The organism is Streptomyces sp. NPDC037013 (genome assembly GCF_055607265.1).
Genome location: NZ_JBVJRV010000010.1, coordinates 26,652 through 48,463 on the forward strand (window position 1 = coordinate 26,652; position 21,812 = coordinate 48,463).

A 21,812-nucleotide genomic window follows, 5' to 3' on the forward strand; every position below is an offset into this window, starting at 1 on the left:
ACGGCCCCGGAGAGCGCTCTGGGCGGCCATGATGGGGGGCATGGCGGGGCTGGAGGGTTATGAACGGCCGCGGCGGCAGGGCAGTGCGACCGCGGCCCGCTGGTCGCCGGCGGTAGAGGACGAACACGCGCTCAAGGCGCTCGAGTTGTTCGGCAATCCGACGGACGCGGAAGTGCCGCTGCCCTCGCGCCCGGAGTCGGCCGCCATCGCGCGCCGCCTCGCCCAGGTCGTCGTCCTGCGCCATTGGGGGCTCTCCCCGAAATTCACCGAGGACGTCATCCTGCTCGTCTCCGAGCTCGTCGGGAACGCTGTGCGCCACACCGGCGCCCGCGTCTTCGGCCTGCGCATGCAGCGCCGGCGCGGCTGGATCCGCGTGGAGGTCCGTGACCCCTCGCGCGGGTTGCCCTGCCTGATGCCCGTCCATGAGATGGACCTGAGCGGCCGCGGCCTGTTCCTCGTCGACAAGCTCTCCGACCGGTGGGGCGTGGACCTGCTGCCCCGCGGCAAGACGACGTGGTTCGAGATGCGGGTCGCCGACCGCTGATACGCGAAAGCCCCCGGCGGCCGTGGTCCGGCGCGATGGGGGCTTCGCGGAGTGCCGTGGAAGGTGGGGTGTGATCCACGGTCACCGGTGACGACCTGAGCCCGGGTCAATGGGGGTCGTGCCCCCGACTATGGCAGACGGGCGTCGCCACGCCAAAAGCCCCGACCCGTACATATTCGGGCAAACAGTGACAGTTTAGAGGTGAATCCATGGTGAGATGGGACACCTGCCTGGTAAACGCTGGTTAAGCGCCAGCTGTGACAGGCGATACGCAACCCCCGCCGCGCCGGAAACCACCGCAGGGGCCCCGACCCGCAAGGGTCCCTAAGCGGGCAATCAGCATCTTTTCCATGTTTTTCCCATTAAATGGGCGGGTGAACGAGACCGACCGCCGCAGAGCCCTGTGCGCGGGCGTCGGCCTTCTCGCCGCGGGCGCGCTCACCACCGGGTGCGCCGCGGCCGGCCCCGCCCCCGACCGCCCACCCGCCACCACACCCCCCGGCCCCCCGGGCAAGGCCCGCCGCCCCGCCCCGGCCGCCGCCCCCGCCCCCCGCCGCTTCCCCGGCCTCCCCGCCCAGATCACCCACGGCCCCCGCACCCGCCCCCAGGTCGCCCTCACCTTCCACGGCCAGGGCGACCCGGCCATCGCGAAGACGCTGCTCGGCGAGGCGGAGAAAGCGGGCGCCAAGGTCACCGTGCTCGCCGTCGGCGGCTGGCTCGACGACCACCCCGACCTCGCGCGCCGCATCCTCGACGGCGGCCACGACCTCGGCAACCACACCCACCACCACCTCGGCATCAACGACATGTCCGAGGCCGACGCCTACGCCGAGATCACCGGCTGCGCGGACCGCCTGCGCCGCCTCACCGGCTCCATCGGCACCTGGTTCCGTCCCTCGCGCGCCCGGACGGCGACCCCCCTCGTCGAACGTCTCGCCCGCCGCGCGGGCTACCCGCACGTCCTCTCGTACGACGTCGACTCCCTCGACTTCACCTCGCCGGGCGCCCCGGCCGTCACCCGCACGATCGCCGGCGAGATCCGCGAGGGATCCGTCGTCAGCCTGCACTTCGGGTACGCGGACACGGTCGCCGCGCTCCCCGCCGTCCTCGAAGAACTGGAACGCCGCGGCCTGCGCGCGGTCACGACCACGGAGCTGCTGACCTGATGTCCCAGAAACCCAACCTCACCAAGCGCGCCGCGGCCGTCGTCGCCGCCGGCACCGTGCTCGCCGTCCTCGCCGGCTGCGGCTCCGACCACCACGCCGACGAGGCGCTCGGCACCGAGGGCGTGCGCAAGCCCGCCAAGCCGAAGGCGGCACCCGGCCTGCCCGGCATGCCGCCCGTCCTCGACCCCAAGGACGCCTACGCGGCGGACCGGCCCAACGCCCTGCAGCCCGTGGCCAAGAAGTTCCTGAACCGCGTCTACGTGCCCAACACCAACTCCAACACGGTCTCCGTCATCGACCCCGAGAAGTACGAGGTCATCAAGACCATCAAGGTCGGCAACCAGCCCCAGCACGTCGTCCCGTCCTGGGACATGAAGACGCTCTGGGTCAACAACGACCTCGGCGACAGCCTCACCGCCATCGACCCCGTCACCGGAAAGCCCGGCCGCACCGTCGAGGTCTCCGACCCGTACAACCTCTACTTCACGCCGAACGGCAGACACGCCATCGTGATGGCCTCCATGGACCGCGAACTCGTCTTCCGCGACCCGAAGACCATGAACCGCGTCAAGACCGTCCCGGTGACCTGCGCCGGCGTGAACCACGCCGACTTCTCCATGGACGGCCGCTACTTCATCGTCTCCTGCGAGTTCTCCGGCGAACTGCTCAAGGTCGACACCGAGAAGATGGAGGTCGTCGGCCAGCAGAAGATCCCCTTCAAGGGCGCCATGCCGCAGGACGTGAAGATGTCCCCGGACGGCAAGACCTTCTACATCGCCGACATGATGGCGCACGGCATGTGGATCCTGGACGGCAAGAAGTTCACCAAGCCGAAGCTGCTGCCCACCGGCAAGGGCTGCCACGGCCTGTACGTCAGCCGCGACTCCAAGGAGATGTACATCTCCAACCGCGGCGAGGGCACCATCTCCGTCTTCGACTTCCCCAAGAAGAAGCTCACCAAGAAGTGGAAGCTCCCGCAGGGCGGCAGCCCCGACATGGGCGGCGTCTCGGCCGACGGCAACACGCTCTGGCTGTCGGGCCGTTACGACTCCGAGGTGTACGCGATCGACACCCGTACCGGAGTCCAGCTCGCCCGCATCCCGGTCGGCGAGGGCCCGCACGGCCTCGCGGTCTACCCGCAGCCGGGCCGCTACTCGCTCGGCCACACGGGGATCTTCCGCTGAGCGACTGACCCGCGGGCGTCACCGGTTCGCGGTTGGCCGCGGCCGACACCGGGCACGAAAAGGGCAGTTCAGGAAGTTCAGGGAGCCCAGGCACCTGCCTTCCCCCCACCCCCGGAGGCGCCCGTGATCCGTGGCATCGACGTGAGCTCGCACCAGACGACCTTCAGCACGGACGGCCTCTCCTTCGTCATCATCAAGGCGACGGAGGGCCGTTCGTACATCAACCCGAAACTGACCGCCCACACCAAGCGGGCCCGCGACGGCGGCTGCGTGGTCGGGTTCTACCACTTCCTGTGGCCCGGGAACATCACCGCCCAGGCGGAGTACTTCCTCAGCAAGTCACCCGAGAAGACCGGCGACGTGCTGGCGGTGGACTGGGAGCGCACCGGGGACGGGACGCGCGCCAGCAACGGCGAGAAGGACCGCTTCATCCGGGAGGTGAAACGGCTGCGGCCCGGATACAAGGTCATGCTCTACTGCAACCGCGACTTCTGGCTCAACCACGACACCACCTCGTACGCGGGCGACGGACTGTGGATCGCCGACTACGTGACGGCGGGCAAGCCGCGCATCCGGGCGAAGTGGACGATCCACCAGTACACGTCGTCACCACTGGACAAGAACGTGGCCGCGTTCGCGAGCGAGGCCGCGATGCGGGACTGGGCCACGCCCTGACGTCCCCGGTCCGTGGGGTCAGGCGCGCCACTCCGCCGTACGCTCCGGGGAGGCGGCGTCCAGGGCCGCGCGGATCTCGTCCACACCGCCGGTGTGGCCGTACACCGGCGTGCCGGGCTGCTGGCGCCAGGACTCGTCCTGGCCGCCGTTGTCCACGGTGTCGAAACCGAGCTCGTCGATGAGGTCGCGCACGACCTTCTTCGCGGCCGCGTCGTCGCCGGAGACCGGCAGGGCGACCCGGTCCGGGGCACCCTTGGGGCGCGGCTTGTCGAGGATGTCCTGGGCGTAGGTGCCGTTGAAGGCCTTGATGACGGGGTGGCCGATCTGCCGCTCCGTCCAGCGGCTCTCGGTCAGGCCCTCCTCGATCTCCGCGATCTTCCCGTCGCGCTGCTGCGGGTAGTAGTTGCCGGTGTCGATGACGGCCACGTTCTCGGCCGCGCCGTCGAGGAAGCCCTCGGGCAGGTCGGGGACGGCCTTGAGCGGGATGGTCACGACGACCACCTCCGCGCCCTTCGTGGCCTCTTCGACGGTGACGGGCTTGGCACCGGTCTCCTCGGCGAGGGCGGTCAGGGTGTGCGGGCCGCGCGAGTTGGCGACGGAGACGTCGTGGCCGAGGGTGGTGAGACGACGGGTGAGGTTGCCGCCGATGTTGCCCGCGCCGATGATGCCGATCTTCATGACTGCCCTTCCGGTGTTCCGCTGTCGTAACGGAGGTAACCTCCGGAAGGGGTCGGGTATTCCGCCGGTGGAGATGAATCACCTGGTCGGGGGAGTCCGGTCATGGGCGGGTCCGGAGTCCGGTCGTGGGGCGGGGGGGGCCGGTCATGGAGTGAGTCGCACGACGATCTTCCCCACGTGCGCGTTGGACTCCATCAGCCGGTGCGCGTCCGCGATGCGGTCCAGCCCCTCGAAGACCTCACCGACCACGGGCCGGAACGTGCCGTCCCGCAGCCCCGAGGCGATGAACGCGTTGATGCGGCGCAGCCCCTCGGGCGTCGACGAGAGGTGCGGGTTCGAGTAACCGTGCACGCTCACCGGCCAGTTGAGCGGCACCGCCATGGGCTGCCGGTCGAGGGAGCCGTACACGACCACGGTCCCCGGGGAGTTCGCCGCCCGGGAGAGCTCCGCCAGGCCCGGCCCGCCCACCGCGTCGAAGATCAGCTCCGCGCCCTGTCCGCCGGTGAAGCGCAGCACCTCCTTCACGACGTCCTCCGTCTCGGAGGCGATCACCAGGGCCGCGCCGTTGTCGAGCAGCCGCTGCCGCTTCTCGCCGGTGCGGGTGACCGCGATCGGGGCCGCGCCGATCCGCGCGGCGGTCTGCAGCGCGGCGACACCGACCCCGCTGGACGCCGCCGTGACCACCACGTGGTCGCCGGTCCTGAGCCCGCCGGTCTCCAGCATGCCGCCGTACGCGGTCGAGTACGCCAGCCATGTCGCCGCCGCCGTCACCGCGTCGACCCCGGCGGGGCGCGCCAGTACGGAGCCGGCGGACAGGACCACGCGGTCGGCGTGTACGCCCTGGGCGCTCATCTCGATGCCGGGGCCCGTCATCACCGCGTCGCCGGGGGCGAGGGTTGTCACCCCGGGGCCGACCGCCTCGACGGTGCCGGCGGCTTCGTAGCCGAGCCGGGAGGCCGGCAGGGTGGGCTGGTAGTAGTACTCCCCGGCGCGGAAGAGGACCTCGGCGCGGTTGAGGCCCAACGCCTCGACGCGGACGAGGACTTCGCCGGGCCCGGGTGCGGGCACCGGAACCTCTTCGATCCGCAGGACCTCGGGGCCGCCGGTCTCGTCGAACAGTACGGTGCGTGCGATCTTCGTCGTCATGGAAAGGACGTTAGGCGGGCGCCCGGAGGCCGGACCATGCTCGTCGGTCCCGCGCCGATGTCCGTTCGTCTCGCGTGCGGACCGCACCCCGGGGACCCCCACGCGGCTGCCCGCACCTGCGGTTACGGTGCTGCCATGGATGTACTCAGCGACGCCGTCGCGGCCATGCGCACCGGACGCCCCCACTCCTCCCTGACGAGGAGGCGTGCGCCGTGGGGCACGCGGTTCGCCGGGGCCGGCGGGGCCGGGTTCCACGCCGTCCTGGAGGGGGAAGCCTGGCTCGTCATGGCCGACCGCGGGACGGAACCCCTGCGGATCGGGCCGGGCGAGGTCGCCTTCGTCACGCCCGCGGGCGCGTACGAGCTGGTGAGTGAACCGGGCGCGCCCGTCGGGGAGTTCGCTCAGCCGCCCGACGGCGCCGGGTCCGGGCCGCGGGCGGCGCGAGCGGTGGAGATCGGGTCGCGGTCGACCGTGATGATCTGCGGTGCGTACCTTCTCGACGAGAGCCGGACCCACCCTCTCCTCTCCGAACTGCCGGACGTCGTGCACGTCTCCGCGGGGGACGGCGCGGGGCGACCGGGCTCATTGGGACGATCGGGCTCATTGGGTCAACCGCTGGGAGCGGTGCTCTCCCTGCTCGCCGCCGAGCTGGAGGACCCACAGCCCGGCTCCGACTCCATCGTCACCTCGTATCTCGACACGCTGCTCCTGCTGATCCTGCGCACCTGGTGGCTGCGGATGCGCGACGGTGGCGGAGCCCCTTCCGGCTGGGCGGCCGCGTTGGCGGACCCGGCGGTCGCGGCGGCGCTGCGCGCGATCCACGGTGACCCCGCCCACCCCTGGACGGTCGGCGAACTCGGCGCGCTCGGCGGTCTGTCGCGGGCCCCCTTCGCGCGCCGGTTCACGGCCACGGTGGGGACGCCACCGCTCGCCTATCTCACGTGGTGGCGGATGACCACGGCAGCGGGCCGGCTGCGCGAGCCGGACGGCGCTCCGCTGCGCACGGTGGCCGAACGGGCGGGCTATGCCTCGGAGTTCGCGTTCGCCAAGGCGTTCAAGCGGGAGTTCGGCATGGCGCCGGGACAGTACCGGAAACTGCGCGCCACCGGGTGAGGGGCAGCCCGTACCGCCAAGAAGAGCAGCTGCGCGAACGGTGACGCCGGGACTGTCAGGGTGGACAGGGCGAACAGGATGAACAGGACGAACAGGAGCGTGGGCAGGCCGTGCGGATTGGCGAACTGAGCCGGAGGACCGGCGTCCCGGTGCCGACGATCAAGTACTACGTACGGGAAGGGCTGCTGCCCCAGGGCGAGTTGACCAGCCCCAACCAGGCCCACTACGGCGACGCGCACGAGCGCAGGCTGCGGCTGATCCGCGCGCTCCTCGAAGTCGGCGGCCTCAAGGTGGCGGCCATCGCGGAGGTGCTCGGCGCCGTCGACGACCCCGGCCGGCCCCTGCACAAGGTGCTCGGCGCCGCCGCCGCCCGCCTCGGCACGGACGGCGGCACGGACGACGACGCGGAAGCGGCCACCGCCCACCGGACCGTCCAGGAACTGATCGCCCGGCGCGGCTGGCGGACCCACGAGTCGAATCCGGCCGCCGAGGACCTCTCACGCGCCCTTGCCACCCTGGCCCGGCTCGGCCACGGAGCCTTCGCGGAACTGCTCGACGAGTACGCGGACGCGGCGGAACTCGTGGCCCGCGCCGACCTCGGCTACGTCGACCGGAGGGTCGCGGTCGAGGACCGGGTGGAGAGCGTGGTGATCGGCACGGTGCTGGGCGAGGCGGTGTTCAACGCCATGCGGAGGCTCGCGCATGTGGATGCTTCGGCGCGGTTGTATGGCGGGGGTGGTGGTGATGGGGGAGGGGGCGGCGAGGGGGAGGGGGGTGGGGCTGAGGGTTAGCCTGCGAGGGCTGGGCTGGTTGAGCTCGGCTTGGATGGGCTGGGCGGTCGGGTCGGTGGGCCCGTGATCGACGAGGGAGAGCAGGTGCGGTGCGTGTCCGTGGAGCCGTACGGTCCGTCCCGGCGCGCACTCCTGGCCGCGGCCGCGCTCCTGCCGCTGGCCGGATGCGAGGCGGGCGACGACCACGCCGCCTCCGGGACACCCTCGCCGTCGGACCGTGAACGGGGCAGCGGTCGGGGCGGGGGCCACAGCCAGGGTCGGCCCGAGAAGACCCCGAAACCGGACCCCGCGCGGCTCGCGGCGCGGTTCGCCGCGCTGGAGCGCAGGCACGACGCCCGTCTGGGCGTCTATGCCCTGGCGACCGGCAGCGGCGCGGAGCTGACCCACCGCGCGGACGACCGCTTCGCGTTCTGCTCCACCTTCAAGACGCTGGCCGCGGCGGCCGTCCTGCACCACAACCCCCTCACCCACCTCGACGACCGCGTCACCTACACCGCCGCCGACGTCGACTCCATCTCCCCGGTCACCGAGGACCACATCGCGACCGGCATGACGATCCGCCGGCTCTGCGACGCCGCCGTCCGCCACAGCGACGGCACCGCGGGCAACCTGCTGATGCGCGACATCGGCGGCCCCGCCCGGCTCACCGCCTACCTGCGCGGACTCGGCGACACCGTCAGCCGCATGGACGACTACGAACCCGAACTCAACGACGTACGCCAGGAAGACCCGCGCGACACCACCACGCCCAGGGCCATCGCCACCGACTACCGCGAACTCGTCCTCGGCGACGCGCTGCCCGCCCGCAAACGCGCCCTGCTCAAGGACTGGCTCCTGCACAACGCGGCGGCGGTCGGCGCCGAGCGCATCCGCGCCGGCCTGCCCGGGGGCTGGACGGTGGCTGACAAGACCGGCACGGGCAACTGGGGCAGGGCCAACGACATCGCCGTCGTCTGGCCGCCCGGCACCGCCCGCTCGTCCTGGCCGTCATGACCGACCGCCCCGCCCGCGACGACCACCCCAGCAACGCCCTCATCGCCGAGGCCACACGACAGATCATCACCGCGCTCACCTAGCCCCGGGGGCTCGGGGACTCGGGGACTCAGGGACGCGGGACCCGGGGCCCCGTCACGGGATTCAGCTCGACGTGGTCAACAAGCGCAACGTCTGCCGCAGTTCGGCCTGCGCCACCCGGGCCGCCTCCTCCGAGTCCATCGCCTCGACCGCCCGTACGAGCTCCGCGTGGGAGGCGTCGCCGTGGTTGGCCTCCTCGGCGCGTACGTCGGTCAGTTCGAGCAACTCGATCAGGCCCTCCCGCAGTACGGGCGCGAACTCCGCGAACAGATCGGTCAGCACGGGATTGCGGGCCGCCGCCACCACCGCGGCGTGCAACGCGATGTCGGCGTCGATGAACGCCGCGTCCCCCTTCGTCGCCGCCGCCCTGCGCCCCTCCATGGCGGCCCGCATCGCGGAGATGTCCTCATCGGTACGGCGCCGGGCGGCGAGCCCCGCGGCCTGCACCTCGAGAAGCATCCGCACCTCGTACACGTCCGCGACGGCCGCCCGCCGCAGCCGGGTCGGCCAGTCCGCCACGGGCTCCGTCGCGATGACGAAGACGCCGGCACCCTGCCGCGGTTGCACCAGCCCGGCCCCCGCCAACGCGCGCAACGCCTCGCGAACGGTGGAACGCCCGATGCCGAGTTCCTTGGCCAGCGTCGTCTCGCCGGGCAGTTTCGTCCCGACGGGCCAGGCGCCGCGGGAGATCTGCTGGCGCAGGCGGTCGGCGGCCTGTTCGACGAGGGGACTGGGGCGTACGGAGCCGAGCGGCATCGGCGGGCCTTTCGGGGCGGATCGGACGAGGAGGGCGGAGCAGAGCAGAACCTATCGGAACTTCCGCCTGCCCTACTCGTCTGAGGAGTACCACCTGTCTGACAAGTACCCCTCCGACAAGTACCCCTCCGACAAGTACTCCTCAGGCAAGTACTCCTCAGGCAAGTACTCCTCTGCTCCTCAGACAAGTACTTGTCTGAGGAGCGAACATCTCGCTACGCTGCCCCCATGATCTTCCGCGGTCTCCTCCTTCTCGGCTGCCGCGGCGGGGCCTGAAACGACCGGCACCCCGCCGCGGGGTGTCGTGCTGCCGGTCTCCCGACCGAGCTCAGGAGCAGCCCCCATGCAGACCCAGACACAGACCCAGACACAGACCCAGACACAGACCCAGCCAGAGGCACAGACGCAGACGCCCACACCCCCGCCGTACCCCTGGAACCCCCAGCGCCCCGGCCCCATGCCCCACCACCGCTACCGCCCCTACCAGGACCGGGTCGACGTTCCCGTCCTGTCCGGCGGGGAGCGGAAGTGGCCCGGTGCCCGGATCAAGCGGGCGCCCCTGTGGGTGCCCGTCGATCTGCGCGACGGGAACCAGGCGCTCGCCGAGCCCATGGACACCGAGCGCAAGCGGCGCTTCTTCGATCTGCTCGTCTCGATGGGGTTCAAGGAGATCGAGGTCGGTTATCCGTCGGCGAGCCGGACGGACTTCGAGTTCGTGCGGTATCTGGCCGGGCGGGCGGCGGGCGGTGCGCTGCCCGACGATGTGACCGTCGTCGTGTTCACGCCCGCCAAGCCCGAACTGATCGACCGGACCTTCGAGTCGATCGAGGGGCTGCCGCGTGCCGTCGTGCACCTCTACATCCCGACGTCGCCCGTCTGGCGCGACACCGTCCTCGGGCGGTCGCGGGACGAGGTGTACGGCGTGGTCGAGGAGGCCGCCGCGCACATGGCGCGGCTGGCCGGGAAGCGGCCGGAGGCCGACATCCGGTTCCAGTTCGCGCCGGAGACGTTCAACCTCACCGAGCCCGACTACGTCCTGGAGGTCTGCAACGGCCTCACCGAGCTGTGGGACGCGAGCCCCGACCGCCCCGTGACGCACAATCTGCCGGCGACGGTCGAGATCGCGACCCCGAACGTGTACGCCGACCAGATCGAGTACATGCACCGGAACCTCGCGCGCCGCGACTCCGTCATCCTCTCCGTCCACCCCCACAACGACCGCGGCACCGGCGTGGCCTGCGCCGAACTCGCCGTGCTCGCGGGTGCCCAGCGCGTCGAGGGCTGCCTGTTCGGAAACGGTGAGCGGACCGGCAACGTCGACCTGGTGACCCTCGCCCTCAACCTCTACGCCCAAGGCGTCGACCCGATGGTCGACTTCTCCGACATCGACGCGGTGCGCGAGGTCGTCGAGCACTGCAACCGCCTGCCCGTGCACCCCCGCCATCCGTATGCGGGCGATCTCGTGCACACCGCGTTCTCCGGTACCCACCAGGACGCCATCAGCAAGGGTTTCGCCCATCACGCCCGCCGCGCCGCCGAGTTGGGCGTGCCGGAGCGCGAGGCTCCCTGGGACGTGCCGTACCTGCCGATCGACCCGGCCGACATCGGGCGCAGTTACGAGGCCGTCATCCGCGTCAACTCCCAGTCGGGCAAGGGCGGTATGGCGTATCTGCTGCAGACCCGGTACGGCCTCGACCTGCCCTCCGCCATGCGCCCCGACTTCTCGCGTGTGGTGCAGGAGGCCACCGACGACAGCGGGCGTGAGGCGACGGCGAAGGAGCTGTACGAGCTGTTCCGCGCCACGTACGTCGTGCCGGGGCAGGACGGCGAGGTGGTGCTGAGTTCCTGGACGACCGACCGGGCCCCGGACGGCGCGCACCGGTTCGTCTGCACCCTTCAAGTGGGGGACAGGACAGGGGACTTCGAGGGCGCCGGCAACGGCCCCCTGTCCGCCTTCGTCGACGCGCTCGCCGCCGCCGGGATCACCGTCGGCATCCTCGACTACGCCGAGCACGCGGTGGCGGAGGGCGGCGCCAGCGAGGCCGTCGCGTACGTACGGTGCCGCGTCGGCGACGTGGATTGCTGGGGCGCGGGCCTGGACACCTCCGTCCTGACCGCATCCGTACAGGCCGTACTCGCCGCCGTGAACCGCGCGGGAACCACCCGGTGACCCCCGAGCCCCCCGAGCGCCCTGCACCCACACCCCCCGTCCTGCAAGCCCACCGCGTCACCGTCGTCCGCGACGGGCGGCCGATCCTCGATGACGTCACCTTCACCGTCCGCCCCGGCGAGCACTGGGCCCTGCTGGGCCCGAACGGTGCCGGGAAGTCGACCCTGCTCAGCCTCTGCGGTGCCGTCACCCACCCCACGCACGGCACGGTCGACGTACTCGGCCACCGGCTGGGCGGCGTCGACCTGCGGGAGCTGCGGGCCTACGTCGGCCATGTGAACCCGCGTCACCCGTTGCGCTCCCCGCTGACCGTCCGCGAGGTCGTCCTCACCGGCCTGACCAACAGCATCGAGCCGGTGCCGCGCCGCCGGCCCACGCCCGGGCAGGAGGAGCGGGCCGACCGACTGATCGCCCTGCTCGGCCTCGCGCACCGCACGGACGCGCGCTGGCCGACGCTGTCCCAGGGCGAGCGCGGGCGCACGCTGATCGCACGGTCCCTGATGCCGAGGCCACGCCTCGTCCTGCTCGACGAGCCGGCCACCGGACTCGACCTCGCCGGGCGCGAGGGACTCCTCGACAGCCTGGACGCCCTGCGCGGGGCCCACCCGGAGCTCGCCACCGTCCTGGTCACGCACCACCTGGAGGAGCTGCCCTCGGGCACCACGCACGCGCTGCTCCTGCGCGAGGGCCGGGCGCTCGCCGCCGGGGCCGTCGACGAGGTGCTCACGAGCGACCTGATCGGCAAGTGCTTCGACCACCCGGTGCGCCTGGAGCGCAGGGACGGGCGGTGGAACGTGCGCACCCACCGCTGAACCCCGAACCCTGAGCCCCGAACCCGAACCCCGAACCCCAAAAGGGCAGGGGCCCGGCACACCGTGTGTGCGGGCCCCTGCCCTTCCGCGCCGACCTCTACTTGTTCAGGCTCGCCCAGAACTCGTCGAAGGAGAGGCGCTTGTCCGCGTTGGTGTCCTTCGCGCCGATCACGGCTTCGGCCACCGCCTCGGTCTGGTAGAAGTCGCCCATCTTGGCCATGGCGCTCTTCCACTCGGCCGCCGTGATGAAGCCGTCGCCGTCCGCGTCGAACTGCTCGAACGTCCTGCGCGCTTCCTCGATGTCCGCCACCGGATCCACCCCTTCTTCGTGCACTACTGACGGAGGTCAGGGTAGCGGCAGCCCCGACCCGCCCCGGCAGGGAGTACGACCATCGCCGATGGTGAGTGAGGTGCGCCACCGTGGTTTTTTCGTGGGCGGCGGAGCGGGGCGGGCGCCGCCCCCGTCTCTCAGGGCGAGGCGAGGCCCGCCGCCTCGGCACGCGCCGGCACCGCAGCCGGTCCGGCCCGACCCTGGGAGCACCGTTGAACCCCGCCGTCCCGCCCCGTCCCCGTCCCGGCCGCCGTCCCCGGGACCGCCGGCGCCCCCTCGCCCTGGCCGTCCTCACGGCGCTCGCGCTCGGCGGCTGCACCGCGCCGGACGGGCCCGCCCCGGACGGCGGCGGGGCGGGCGACGACCGGGTCGCGGGTGCCTCGCGCCCCGAGCTCGCGCGGTTCTACGGGCAGCGGCTGACCTGGCGCAAGTGCGGTGACCTGCGCTGTGCGCGCCTGACCGTTCCCATGGACTACGCCCATCCGCGCAACGGGAAGACGTTCGTCCTGCCGGTGGCGAAGGCGGCGACCGCCGACCCGGCCCGGCGCATCGGCTCCCTCGTCTACAACCCGGGCGGACCGGGCGCCTCCGGGGTGAGCGACATGAAGTCGGACGGCGCCGAGTCCTTCACGGCCCGGGTGCGGGCCCGCTTCGACATCGTCTCCTTCGACCCCCGGGGCGTGGGCGGCAGCGTCCCGGCGGTCAAGTGCGCGGAGACGGATACGGAGACGGACACGGATGCGGATGGAGGGTCCGGGGACGACGATGCCGGGGCCGCTCCCGAGCCGATCACCCCGCGTACCGCCTCCGACCGCGAACAGGCGCTCGCCGAGGCCGACGAGCAGGCCGCCGCGTGCGCGAAGGGCAGCCGCGGCGTCCTGCCGCACGTCGGCACCGAGAACGCCGCCCGGGACCTGGACATCCTGCGGGCGGCCCTCGACGACCGGAAACTCACCTATCTGGGCTGGTCGTACGGGACGAGCCTCGGCACCTCGTACGCGGAACAGTTCCCGCACCGCGTCCGCGCCCTTGCCCTGGACGGCGCCATGGACCCGTCCCTGGACTGGCGGGAGCGGGCGCTGAGCCAGGGCAGGGGGTTCCGCGCTGCGGTCGACGACTACGCCGAGTTCTGTGCGGACATCGCGGGCGACAGCTGTCCCGGCGCGACCCCGGCGGAGATCTCGGCGCTGGTCGGGAGGTTGTACGAGCGGACGGCGCGCGAGCCGTTGCCGGTCGACGACGAGGAGCTGTACGACGTCGACGCCAGGACACTGCTCGACGTGGTCACCGGCGCGATGTACAGCCCCGAGGACGACTGGGAGGAGCTGTCGGCGGCGCTGACCGCAGCCAACGAGGGCGACGGCACGAAGCTCGCCCGCATGGCGGAGGGCGCCGGTGCGGCCAGAAAGTCCGGTCCGGCCACGGAGTCCCGCCACCGCCCGCGCCCCCGCGCCACCGGGAACGACGACGAGGCGCTCATCGCCGTGAACTGCCTGGAGGTGCCGCACCCGCACACCCCCGGCCCCTACTGGAAGGCCCTCGGCCTCGCCGAGAAGGCCGCGGGCGTGTACGGCACGTCCGGCGTCGTCGACGAGCTGACCTGCAAGGACTGGCCCGCGGGCACCGGCCGTCAGCGCCCGCACCGGGTCAGGGCCAAGGACGTGCCCCCGCCCCTGGTGGTCGGCACGACGGGCGACCCGGCGACTCCGTACGAGGAGGCGCGGAGCCTGGCCGGGCAGTTCCCCGGCGGCATGCTCCTGACGTACGACGGCGTCGGCCACACCGCGTACGGCCGCAGCAACGCCTGTGTCTCGCGCGCCGTCGACGCCTACCTGATCGACCTGAAACGAATCGCCCCCGACACGACCTGCTGACGCCCCCGGGCCGGGCCCGGGCCGGGCCGCCCGGTCAGCACTCGATGATGTTCACCGCGAGCCCGCCCCGCGCCGTCTCCTTGTACTTGACGCTCATGTCGGCGCCCGTCTCCTTCATGGTCTTGATGACCTTGTCGAGGGAGACCTTGTGGGAGCCGTCGCCGCGCATCGCCATCTTCGCGGCGGTGACGGCCTTGACCGCCGCCATGCCGTTGCGCTCGATGCACGGGATCTGGACGAGGCCGCCGACCGGGTCGCAGGTCAGGCCGAGGTTGTGCTCCATGCCGATCTCGGCGGCGTTCTCGACCTTGGAGGGGGAGCCGCCCATGACCTCGGCGAGTGCGCCCGCCGCCATCGAGCAGGCGGAGCCGACCTCGCCCTGGCAGCCGACCTCGGCGCCGGAGATGGAGGCGTTCTCCTTGAAGAGCATGCCGATCGCGCCGGCCGCGAGGAGGAAGCGGACCACGCCGTCCTCGTCGGCGCCGGGCACGAAGTTCATGTAGTAGTGCAGGACGGCGGGGATGATGCCGGCGGCGCCGTTGGTGGGGGCGGTGACGACGCGGCCGCCCGCGGCGTTCTCCTCGTTCACGGCCATCGCGTAGAGGGTGATCCACTCCATGGCGCGGGCCTGCGGGTCGCCCTCGGCGCGCAGCTGGCGGGCGGAGTTCGCGGCGCGGCGGCGGACCTTGAGGCCGCCGGGCAGGATGCCCTCGCGGGACATGCCGCGGGAGACGCAGGCCTGCATGACCCGCCAGATGTCGAGGAGCCCCTCGCGGATCTCCTCCTCGGTGCGCCAGGCCTTCTCGTTCTCCAGCATCATCGCGGAGATGGACAGGCCGGTCTCCTCGGCGAGCCGGAGCAGCTCGTCACCGGTGCGGAAGGGGTACTTGAGGACGGTGTCGTCCGGCACGATCGGGTTCTCGCCGGCCACCGCGTCCTCGTCGACGACGAAGCCGCCGCCCACCGAGTAGTACGTCTTCTCCAGGACGAGGGCGCCGTCCCGGTCGTACGCGAAGATCGTCATGCCGTTGGCGTGGTAGGGCAGGGCCTTGCGGCGGTGCAGGATCAGGTCTTCGTCGAAGTCGAAGTCGATCTCGTGCATGCCGAGGAGGTTGATGCGGCGGCTGCTCTTGATCTCGTCCACGCGGTCGTCGGCGCTCTCCACGTTCACCGTGCGCGGCGATTCGCCCTCCAGGCCGAGCAGGACGGCCTTGGGGGTGCCGTGGCCGTGGCCGGTCGCGCCGAGCGAGCCGTAGAGCTCGGCCCGTATCGCCGCGGTGTGGGCCATCAGGCCCTCGTTCTTCAGGCGTCCCGCGAACATGCGGGCGGCGCGCATCGGGCCGACCGTGTGGGAGCTGGACGGGCCGATGCCGATCGAGAACAGGTCGAAGACCGAGATGGCCACGGGAAACTCCAATGGTGGTTGGTAGACGCCGTTGTCTGCCTGGGTGGTGCAGAAGTACAAGGCGGTGCAGGAACTACGAACACGTGGGCTACGTGGTGCGGGGCACCTCGCTCACTGTCCAGTGTGCGGGGTGCCCCGACGTTTCGTGCGTACGAACAAAAGCGTACGGACAAACGGGTACGAAATTTACTTCAGGCCGGGGTACAGCGGGTGCTTGTCGGCCAGCGCCGTCACGCGGGCCTTGAGGGCGTCCGCGTCGAAGCCCGGCTTGAGGGCCTCGGCGATGATGTCGGCGACCTCGCGGAAGTCCTCCTCCTGGAAGCCGCGCGTGGCCAGCGCCGGGGTGCCGATCCGCAGGCCCGAGGTGACCATCGGGGGCCGCGGGTCGTTCGGGACGGCGTTGCGGTTGACCGTGATGCCGACCTCGTGGAGGCGGTCCTCGGCCTGCTGGCCGTCGAGCTCGCTGTTGCGCAGGTCGACGAGGACCAGGTGCACGTCCGTGCCGCCGGACAGGACGTCGACGCCGACGGCCTTCGCGTCGTCCCGGACCAGGCGCTCGGCGAGGATGCGGGCGCCGTCCAGGGTGCGCTGCTGGCGCTCCTTGAACTCCTCGGAGGCCGCGACCTTGAAGGAGACGGCCTTCGCGGCGATCACGTGCTCCAGGGGGCCGCCCTGGAAGCCGGGGAAGACCGCGGAGTTCAGCTTCTTCGCGAACTCCTTGCTGCGGGCCAGGATGACGCCACCGCGCGGGCCGCCGAGCGTCTTGTGCGTGGTGGAGGTCACCACGTCCGCGTACGGCACGGGGTTCGGGTGCAGACCGGCGGCGACGAGGCCGGCGAAGTGCGCCATGTCGACCCACAGGTACGCGCCGACCTCGTCGGCGATCCGGCGGAACTCGGCGAAGTCCAGCTGGCGCGGGTAGGCCGACCAGCCCGCGATGATCACCTTCGGGTTGTTCTCCTTGGCGAGGCGCTCGACCTCGGCCATGTCGACCAGGCCGGCCTCGTCGACGTGGTACGCGACCACGTTGAACTGCTTGCCGGAGAAGTTCAGGCGCATGCCGTGGGTGAGGTGGCCGCCGTGCGCCAGGTCGAGACCGAGGATCGTGTCGCCGGGCTGGGCGATGGCGAAGAGGGCGGCCTGGTTGGCGGAGGCGCCCGAGTGCGGCTGGACGTTGGCGTACTCGGCGCCGAACAGGTCCTTGATCCGGTCGATCGCGATCTGCTCGGCGACGTCGACGTGCTCGCAGCCGCCGTAGTAGCGGCGGCCGGGGTAGCCCTCGGCGTACTTGTTGGTGAGGACCGTCCCCTGGGCCTCCATGACGGCGACCGGAGCGAAGTTCTCCGAGGCGATCATTTCCAGGGTGGACTGCTGGCGGTGGAGCTCGGCGTCGACGGCGGCGGCGACCTCCGGGTCCAGCTCGTGGAGAGGGGTGTTGAGAAGCGACATCACACGATCCCTATCGGTATGGGTCAGCCGGCGGTGAAAGCGGTGTACTCGTCGGCGGACATCAGGTCGTCCGGCTCGCCCGAGATGCGGACCTTGAACAGCCAACCGCCCTCGAAGGGAGCGGAGTTGACCAGCGACGGGTCGTCGACGACGTCCTGGTTGGCGGCGACGACCTCACCGGTCACCGGGGCGTAGAGGTCGCTGACCGACTTGGTCGACTCCAGCTCGCCGCAGGACTCGCCCGCGGTCACCGTGTCACCGACCGCGGGAAGCTGGGCGAAGACGACGTCACCGAGCGCGTTGGCCGCGTGCTCCGTGATGCCGACCGTCGCCACACCGTCCTCGGTGGCCGACAGCCACTCGTGCTCCTTGCTGTAACGCAGCTGCTGGGGGTTGCTCATGACCTGAATTCTCCTGTACGCGGGTGGGTGCTGCGGAACGGGGAAGATGTGCGTGGGGTCACTTCTGGCGCTTGTAGAACGGCAGGGCCACGACCTCGTACGGCTCGTGGGTGCCGCGGATGTCCACGCCGACGCCCGGCGTGCCGGGGGCCGCGTGCTCCGCGTCGACGTACGCCATCGCGATCGGCTTGCCGAGCGTCGGCGACGGGGCGCCGGAGGTGACCTCGCCGATGACCTTGCCGTCCGCGACCACCGGGAAGCCGGCGCGCGGGACGCGGCGGCCCTCGGCGATCAGGCCGACGAGCTTGCGCGGCGGCGCGGTCTCGGCCCGCTCGGCGGCGGCGGCGAGCGCCGCGCGCCCCAGGAAGGTCTCCGACTGCGAGGTCTTCTCGAACTTGACGACCCGGCCGAGCCCGGCGTCGAACGGGGTGAGCCGGTCGGTCAGCTCGTGCCCGTACAGCGGCATGCCCGCCTCCAGGCGCAGCGTGTCGCGGCAGGAGAGCCCGGCCGGGACCATGCTGGCCGACGTGCCCGCCTCCATCAGCGCGCCCCACAGCTTCTCCGCGTCACCGGGGGAGACGAAGAGCTCGAAGCCGTCCTCGCCGGTGTAGCCGGTGCGGGCGATCAGCGCGGGCACGCCCGCGACGGTGCCCGGCAGGCCCGCGTAGTACTTCAGCCCGTCCAGGTCCGCGTCCGTGAGCCGCTTGAGGATGCCGGGGGACTCGGGGCCCTGGACGGCGAGCAGCGCGTACGCGTCGCGGTCGTCGCGGACCTCGGCGTCGAAGCCGTCGGCGCGGGCGGTCAGCGCGTCGAGCACGACCTGCGCGTTGGAGGCGTTGGCGACCACCATGTACTCGGTCTCGCCGAGGCGGTAGACGATCAGGTCGTCCAGGATGCCGCCGTCCTCGGCGACGATCATCGTGTAGCGGGCGCGGCCGACGCCGACCGAGCCGATGTTGCCGACCAGCGCGAAGTTGAGGAAGTCGGCGGCCCCGGCTCCGGTGACCGTGATCTCGCCCATGTGCGACAGGTCGAAGAGGCCGGCCTTGGTGCGCACGGCGTTGTGCTCGTCGCGCTCGCTGCCGTACCGCAGCGGCATGTCCCAGCCGGCGAAATCGGTCATGGTCGCGCCGAGCGACCGATGGACGGCGTCGAGGGCGGTCAGACGGGGGGCAGTGCTCATGAAGAAAACTCCCAGGGCATGACGGGCGAGGTCGATCCTCCCCATCTGTCATCGAACCTGAGAGGTTCGCCGGGAGCATCTCGGTATCCGAGACGCCCGGCTTGCACCTTGGGTGGGACCGCCGGGGCGGCCCGCTTTTCAGATGTGCCTCGCCCGCGCGGTACGGGGCCTGAGAGATTCAAGGGAGGGACTTGCTCCTTCGGCGCCCCGAGGACACAGCGTGGCTGGTACCGGGGACTCTCCCGCGCGGATTCAAACGGCCGGTATGGAGTTGGCGGGCACATCATTGCACGCGACCCTGTCCTGGGGGACCCGCGACCGGCCACGGATCCCGAGGCCCCGAATCCACTTGTGCCGCATTACCTTCTCTTTACACTTGCCGGGGAAGCAGTTCGTGACCGCTATGGGGAGGCCGATCACGGTGCGCACCAGGACCAGTGCCTACGCCACGACGACGGGAGTGGCGCTGCCCGGGCAGCCCGCCGCCCCGGCCGCGGAGAGCTGTGGCCCGCTTCCCGTGGCCGTCGTCCGCGACCTGCGGCAGCGGGCCGGCCACAGCCCGCACCGCCTCACCTTCGGCGAGGGCGACCTCGTCGTCGTCTCCGGGCTGCCCGGCGGCGGGAAGTCCACGCTGATGCGGCAGGCCGTCACCGGCCCCCGCATCGACTCCCAGGACACCCGCGACCGGTGGGCCCGCCGCATGCCGGCCCTGCTGCCGTACGCGGTCTACCGCCCCCTGGTCCGCGTCGCGCACTACGCCGCGCTGCGCCGCACCCTGCGCTCCGGGGCCAGCGTCGTCGTGCACGACTGCGGCACCCAGACCTGGGTGCGCCGCTGGCTCGCCCGCGAGGCCGCCCGCCGCGGCACCGCCCTGCACCTGCTGCTCCTCGACGTCCCCGTGGACACGGCGCTGCGGGGCCAGCAGGAGCGCGGCCGCGGCGTCTCCCGGTACGCCTTCGGGCGCCACCGCAGGACCGTCGGCCGCCTCGTCGCCGCCACCGAGCGCGGCGACCTGCCGCGCGGCTGCGGCTCCGCGGTGCTGCTCGACCGGGCGGCGGCGCGGGTGCTGCGGGGGATCGCCTTCGACCGCTGAGCCGCCCGGCGCTAGGGTTCGAGCCGCAGGCAGAGCGGTCGCGAGCAGGGGTTGGACGGACAGATGGACTTTCCGGCGCAGGCACACGCCCATCCGTACGGCGGGTGGCCGGGCAACGAACTGGAGGAGGTCCTCGCCGCCTCCCTCGGCGGCCCCGCCGCAGCGGGCGCCCGGATCGTCGAGGTCCTCGGCCGCAGCCCGATATGGGTCCCGCTGCCGAACGGCGGCGGCCCCGAGAGCGGCACCCTCGACCTGCCGACCCTGGAGATCGAGGGCCAGGCGTACGTCCCCGTCTTCAGCTCCGAGCAGCAGTACCGCCAGGCGCTCGGCGGCGCGGCGGACCGGATGGGGTGCACCGTCGCCCCCGCCGTGGAGTTCGCGCGCGGGCTGCCGCCGCAGCTGGGCATCGCCCTCAACCCGGACGGCACCGTCGGCGTGCCGCTGCCGCCGGCCGCCGTCGCCGAGCTGGCCCGGGCCGGCCGCACCGAGCTGGACGGCCCCGCCACCGGCGGGCGCGTACGCCTGTACGAGCCGGACTGGCAGCACGACCCGGTGGACTTCCTGGCCGCCGCCGGCCGGGAGTTCGAGGCGACCGGCGTCGTCCTCACCGCGCGCCGCTGCCTGGCGACCGTCGAGACCGACGAGCCGACGCTCTTCGTCGGCGTCGAGCTGTCCACCTGGGAGGGCAACGCCCGCGACCTGCCCATGGAGGCCCTCGGCCGCGCCCTCGGCCAGGTCCCGGTCCCGTGGCCGGTGAACCTCGTCCTGCTCGACGTGGCGCAGGACCCGGTGGGCGACTGGCTGCGGGGCCGGGTGCGGCCCTTCTACCACCGCCCGGCCTGAGCCGCGGCGGTCCGCCGGACACGGATCCCGTACGGCGGGACCTGAGGTGTCGTACGTCAAGTCCGTGTCAGGATCGCCGCTTAAGCTGGTTCCATGACCCGGCCGGGGCACGTCCGTGCCGGGCGCCGGGGTTCCCGGATGGTCGGGTGCGAAGCGAAGGGGCGGTTACGGGTGAGTGCGTCGGGCACGGCCGCGGGCGATGGGGTCTCCCCTGCACGAGCTGGTTCGGGCGCCCGGGGACAGGTCGAGCAGCTGCTGCGCCAGGTGACCCCCGGACGCTACGACGCGTACGAGGCACTCCTGCACGCGCTCGCCGCCGACCAGGTGTGGATGCTGCTCTGGCACGGCCGGGCCGGATCGCCCGACGCCCAGTACGGGAACATGGAGGTCGACGCCCTCGGCTACGCCCCCTGCGTCACCTCCGCCCAGGAGCTCTCCGCAAGTGGCTGGAACCGCAGCCACGAGGTGGTGCGCGGCATCGACGTCGCCCGCACCCTCTACCCCGACCACTACGGCCTCTGGCTCAACCCGCACGCGCCGGGCGGCGGCGTCGGCATCCCCTGGCTCGATCTGCGCCGCATCGCCACCGGCCTGGACCTGCTGCCCGCCGGCCCGCTCAGGCTCACCGAGCCGAGCATCGAGATCCCCCAGTTCTACGCCCTCCTGACGCAGAACGCGCACCGCACCCCGGCGGTCCGCTCGCTGCGCCGCGCCTGGGTGCAGCCCGCGCTCGGGGCGCCCTATCTGGCCATCGGCCTCGACGTGTACGACACGTCGCCGCCGTCCGTCGACGCGGTCCGCACGATGATGCAGCAGTCCATCCCCGCCGTCCCCGAGGGCCTGCCCGTCTCGACGGTGGCGATGTCCGACGATTACGACCCGGTAGCGATGTGGCTACGGGCCAACACCCGCCCGTTCTACGACCGCGAATCCCAGCCGGCCCCGGCAGCCTCCGCGGGTTACGGGTACCCGCCGCCCGGGGTCGCGCCGCGATCGTACTGACGCGGCGGCGCACGGCTGGTCCGCCGGCTGTGCGATGACCGGGGTCCATCAGGCCTTTCACGGACCTCGGCACGAATTTACGGGAAGACGGATTAAATTCATGTGGCCGCGGAGTGGCGTTC

General features: G+C 72.0%; 20 protein-coding genes, 1 pseudogene and 2 riboswitches. Of the genes and pseudogenes, 13 read left to right on the forward strand and 8 right to left on the reverse strand.

Features of this window, described 5'->3' with window-relative positions; all coding sequences use genetic code 11:
- Window positions 1-40 precede the first annotated feature (40 nt).
- From ACZ7DY_RS32850 to ACZ7DY_RS32865, 4 genes are all read left to right on the forward strand, one after another.
- Window positions 41-544, forward strand: a complete 504-nt coding sequence (locus tag ACZ7DY_RS32850) for an ATP-binding protein (RefSeq protein ID WP_471141986.1) — start codon at window positions 41-43, stop codon at window positions 542-544.
- Window positions 545-918: 374 nt separating this feature from the next.
- Window positions 919-1,710 (forward strand): polysaccharide deacetylase family protein, encoded by a 792-nt coding sequence (locus ACZ7DY_RS32855; protein WP_471141989.1) that lies wholly within the window; start codon window positions 919-921, stop codon window positions 1,708-1,710.
- Window positions 1,710-2,894 carry a YncE family protein gene (locus tag ACZ7DY_RS32860; RefSeq protein WP_471141991.1) on the forward strand — a complete coding sequence of 395 codons (1,185 nt, stop codon included), beginning with the start codon at window positions 1,710-1,712 and terminating at the stop codon, window positions 2,892-2,894. The genes ACZ7DY_RS32855 and ACZ7DY_RS32860 overlap by 1 nt, the downstream gene beginning before the upstream one ends.
- A 123-nt stretch (window positions 2,895-3,017) precedes the next feature.
- Window positions 3,018-3,569: a glycoside hydrolase family 25 protein gene (locus ACZ7DY_RS32865; RefSeq protein WP_471141994.1), complete on the forward strand. Its 552-nt coding sequence runs from the start codon at window positions 3,018-3,020 to the stop codon at window positions 3,567-3,569.
- 18 nt (window positions 3,570-3,587) lie between these two features.
- Here the strand turns inward: ACZ7DY_RS32865 and ACZ7DY_RS32870 are convergent, their stop codons facing one another.
- Complete coding sequence (locus ACZ7DY_RS32870; protein WP_471141995.1) at window positions 3,588-4,247, reverse strand: NADPH-dependent F420 reductase; 660 nt, start codon at window positions 4,245-4,247, stop codon at window positions 3,588-3,590.
- Between the two features lie 144 nt (window positions 4,248-4,391).
- On the reverse strand, window positions 4,392-5,393 hold the full coding sequence (locus ACZ7DY_RS32875) for a zinc-dependent alcohol dehydrogenase family protein (RefSeq protein WP_471141998.1): 1,002 nt from the start codon (window positions 5,391-5,393) through the stop codon (window positions 4,392-4,394).
- A 135-nt stretch (window positions 5,394-5,528) separates the two neighbouring features.
- Here ACZ7DY_RS32875 and ACZ7DY_RS32880 point away from each other — a divergent pair, with 135 nt between their 5' ends.
- From ACZ7DY_RS32880 to bla, 3 genes and pseudogenes are all read left to right on the forward strand, one after another.
- Entirely contained in the window at window positions 5,529-6,506 is a 978-nt protein-coding gene (locus ACZ7DY_RS32880) for an AraC family transcriptional regulator (RefSeq protein ID WP_471142000.1), read from the forward strand.
- 110 nt (window positions 6,507-6,616) lie between these two features.
- Window positions 6,617-7,297 carry a MerR family transcriptional regulator gene (locus ACZ7DY_RS32885; RefSeq protein ID WP_471142001.1) on the forward strand — a complete coding sequence of 227 codons (681 nt, stop codon included), beginning with the start codon at window positions 6,617-6,619 and terminating at the stop codon, window positions 7,295-7,297.
- A gap of 93 nt (window positions 7,298-7,390) precedes the next feature.
- Window positions 7,391-8,373: pseudogene (bla, locus tag ACZ7DY_RS32890) on the forward strand (class A beta-lactamase).
- Between the two features lie 61 nt (window positions 8,374-8,434).
- Here bla and ACZ7DY_RS32895 read toward each other — a convergent pair.
- Window positions 8,435-9,127, reverse strand: a complete 693-nt coding sequence (locus ACZ7DY_RS32895) for a FadR/GntR family transcriptional regulator (RefSeq protein WP_471142004.1) — start codon at window positions 9,125-9,127, stop codon at window positions 8,435-8,437.
- Window positions 9,128-9,584: 457 nt separating this feature from the next.
- On the opposite strand from ACZ7DY_RS32895, the gene leuA reads away from it, so the two are divergent.
- A complete protein-coding gene (gene leuA, locus ACZ7DY_RS32900; RefSeq protein ID WP_471142519.1) occupies window positions 9,585-11,297 on the forward strand; it encodes a 2-isopropylmalate synthase in 1,713 nt (570 codons plus the stop codon).
- Complete coding sequence (locus ACZ7DY_RS32905) at window positions 11,294-12,109, forward strand: ABC transporter ATP-binding protein (RefSeq protein WP_471142006.1); 816 nt, start codon at window positions 11,294-11,296, stop codon at window positions 12,107-12,109. The genes leuA and ACZ7DY_RS32905 overlap by 4 nt, the downstream gene beginning before the upstream one ends.
- A gap of 97 nt (window positions 12,110-12,206) precedes the next feature.
- Here ACZ7DY_RS32905 and ACZ7DY_RS32910 read toward each other — a convergent pair whose 3' ends face one another.
- Window positions 12,207-12,419 carry an EF-hand domain-containing protein gene (locus ACZ7DY_RS32910; protein ID WP_471142008.1) on the reverse strand — a complete coding sequence of 71 codons (213 nt, stop codon included), beginning with the start codon at window positions 12,417-12,419 and terminating at the stop codon, window positions 12,207-12,209.
- A 233-nt stretch (window positions 12,420-12,652) separates the two neighbouring features.
- Here ACZ7DY_RS32910 and ACZ7DY_RS32915 point away from each other — a divergent pair, with 233 nt between their 5' ends.
- Window positions 12,653-14,314, forward strand: coding sequence for an alpha/beta hydrolase (locus tag ACZ7DY_RS32915; protein ID WP_471142009.1), 1,662 nt, complete (start codon window positions 12,653-12,655; stop codon window positions 14,312-14,314).
- Between the two features lie 34 nt (window positions 14,315-14,348).
- Here ACZ7DY_RS32915 and ACZ7DY_RS32920 read toward each other — a convergent pair whose 3' ends face one another.
- The 4 genes from ACZ7DY_RS32920 to gcvT all read right to left on the reverse strand — a co-directional run bounded on the left by ACZ7DY_RS32920 (window position 14,349) and on the right by gcvT (window position 18,752).
- Entirely contained in the window at window positions 14,349-15,719 is a 1,371-nt protein-coding gene (locus ACZ7DY_RS32920; RefSeq protein ID WP_471142012.1) for an L-serine ammonia-lyase, read from the reverse strand.
- A gap of 186 nt (window positions 15,720-15,905) precedes the next feature.
- The gene (gene glyA, locus ACZ7DY_RS32925) at window positions 15,906-17,168 is read right to left on the reverse strand and encodes a serine hydroxymethyltransferase (RefSeq protein ID WP_471142014.1); all 1,263 of its coding nucleotides are present in this window, start codon (window positions 17,166-17,168) and stop codon (window positions 15,906-15,908) included.
- Between the two features lie 23 nt (window positions 17,169-17,191).
- Window positions 17,192-17,569, reverse strand: a complete 378-nt coding sequence (gcvH, locus tag ACZ7DY_RS32930; RefSeq protein WP_471142016.1) for a glycine cleavage system protein GcvH — start codon at window positions 17,567-17,569, stop codon at window positions 17,192-17,194.
- Window positions 17,570-17,627: 58 nt separating this feature from the next.
- Window positions 17,628-18,752: a glycine cleavage system aminomethyltransferase GcvT gene (gcvT, locus tag ACZ7DY_RS32935; RefSeq protein WP_471142018.1), complete on the reverse strand. Its 1,125-nt coding sequence runs from the start codon at window positions 18,750-18,752 to the stop codon at window positions 17,628-17,630.
- Window positions 18,753-18,787: 35 nt separating this feature from the next.
- A riboswitch (glycine riboswitch) is annotated at window positions 18,788-18,900 on the reverse strand.
- Window positions 18,901-19,007: riboswitch (glycine riboswitch) on the reverse strand.
- Window positions 19,008-19,155: 148 nt separating this feature from the next.
- Between gcvT and ACZ7DY_RS32940 the strand changes: the two genes are divergently transcribed.
- The 3 genes from ACZ7DY_RS32940 to ACZ7DY_RS32950 all read left to right on the forward strand — a co-directional run bounded on the left by ACZ7DY_RS32940 (window position 19,156) and on the right by ACZ7DY_RS32950 (window position 21,690).
- On the forward strand, window positions 19,156-19,845 hold the full coding sequence (locus tag ACZ7DY_RS32940; RefSeq protein WP_471142522.1) for an AAA family ATPase: 690 nt from the start codon (window positions 19,156-19,158) through the stop codon (window positions 19,843-19,845).
- Between the two features lie 63 nt (window positions 19,846-19,908).
- A complete protein-coding gene (locus ACZ7DY_RS32945) occupies window positions 19,909-20,688 on the forward strand; it encodes an enhanced serine sensitivity protein SseB (protein ID WP_471142019.1) in 780 nt (259 codons plus the stop codon).
- 171 nt (window positions 20,689-20,859) lie between these two features.
- Window positions 20,860-21,690 carry an enhanced serine sensitivity protein SseB C-terminal domain-containing protein gene (locus ACZ7DY_RS32950; protein WP_471142022.1) on the forward strand — a complete coding sequence of 277 codons (831 nt, stop codon included), beginning with the start codon at window positions 20,860-20,862 and terminating at the stop codon, window positions 21,688-21,690.
- The last annotated feature ends 122 nt before the right edge of the window (window positions 21,691-21,812 follow it).

Coding starts and splice junctions, on each gene's coding strand:
- ACZ7DY_RS32850 (WP_471141986.1), top strand. CDS start 41: ATGGCGGGGCTGGAGGGTTATGAACGGCCGCGGCGGCAGGGCAGTGCG.
- ACZ7DY_RS32860 (WP_471141991.1), top strand. CDS start 1,710: ATGTCCCAGAAACCCAACCTCACCAAGCGCGCCGCGGCCGTCGTCGCC.
- ACZ7DY_RS32870 (WP_471141995.1), bottom strand. CDS start 4,247: ATGAAGATCGGCATCATCGGCGCGGGCAACATCGGCGGCAACCTCACC.
- ACZ7DY_RS32875 (WP_471141998.1), bottom strand. CDS start 5,393: ATGACGACGAAGATCGCACGCACCGTACTGTTCGACGAGACCGGCGGC.
- ACZ7DY_RS32880 (WP_471142000.1), top strand. CDS start 5,529: ATGGATGTACTCAGCGACGCCGTCGCGGCCATGCGCACCGGACGCCCC.
- ACZ7DY_RS32895 (WP_471142004.1), bottom strand. CDS start 9,127: ATGCCGCTCGGCTCCGTACGCCCCAGTCCCCTCGTCGAACAGGCCGCC.
- leuA (WP_471142519.1), top strand. CDS start 9,585: ATGCCCCACCACCGCTACCGCCCCTACCAGGACCGGGTCGACGTTCCC.
- glyA (WP_471142014.1), bottom strand. CDS start 17,168: ATGTCGCTTCTCAACACCCCTCTCCACGAGCTGGACCCGGAGGTCGCC.
- gcvH (WP_471142016.1), bottom strand. CDS start 17,569: ATGAGCAACCCCCAGCAGCTGCGTTACAGCAAGGAGCACGAGTGGCTG.
- gcvT (WP_471142018.1), bottom strand. CDS start 18,752: ATGAGCACTGCCCCCCGTCTGACCGCCCTCGACGCCGTCCATCGGTCG.
- ACZ7DY_RS32940 (WP_471142522.1), top strand. CDS start 19,156: ATGGGGAGGCCGATCACGGTGCGCACCAGGACCAGTGCCTACGCCACG.
- ACZ7DY_RS32945 (WP_471142019.1), top strand. CDS start 19,909: ATGGACTTTCCGGCGCAGGCACACGCCCATCCGTACGGCGGGTGGCCG.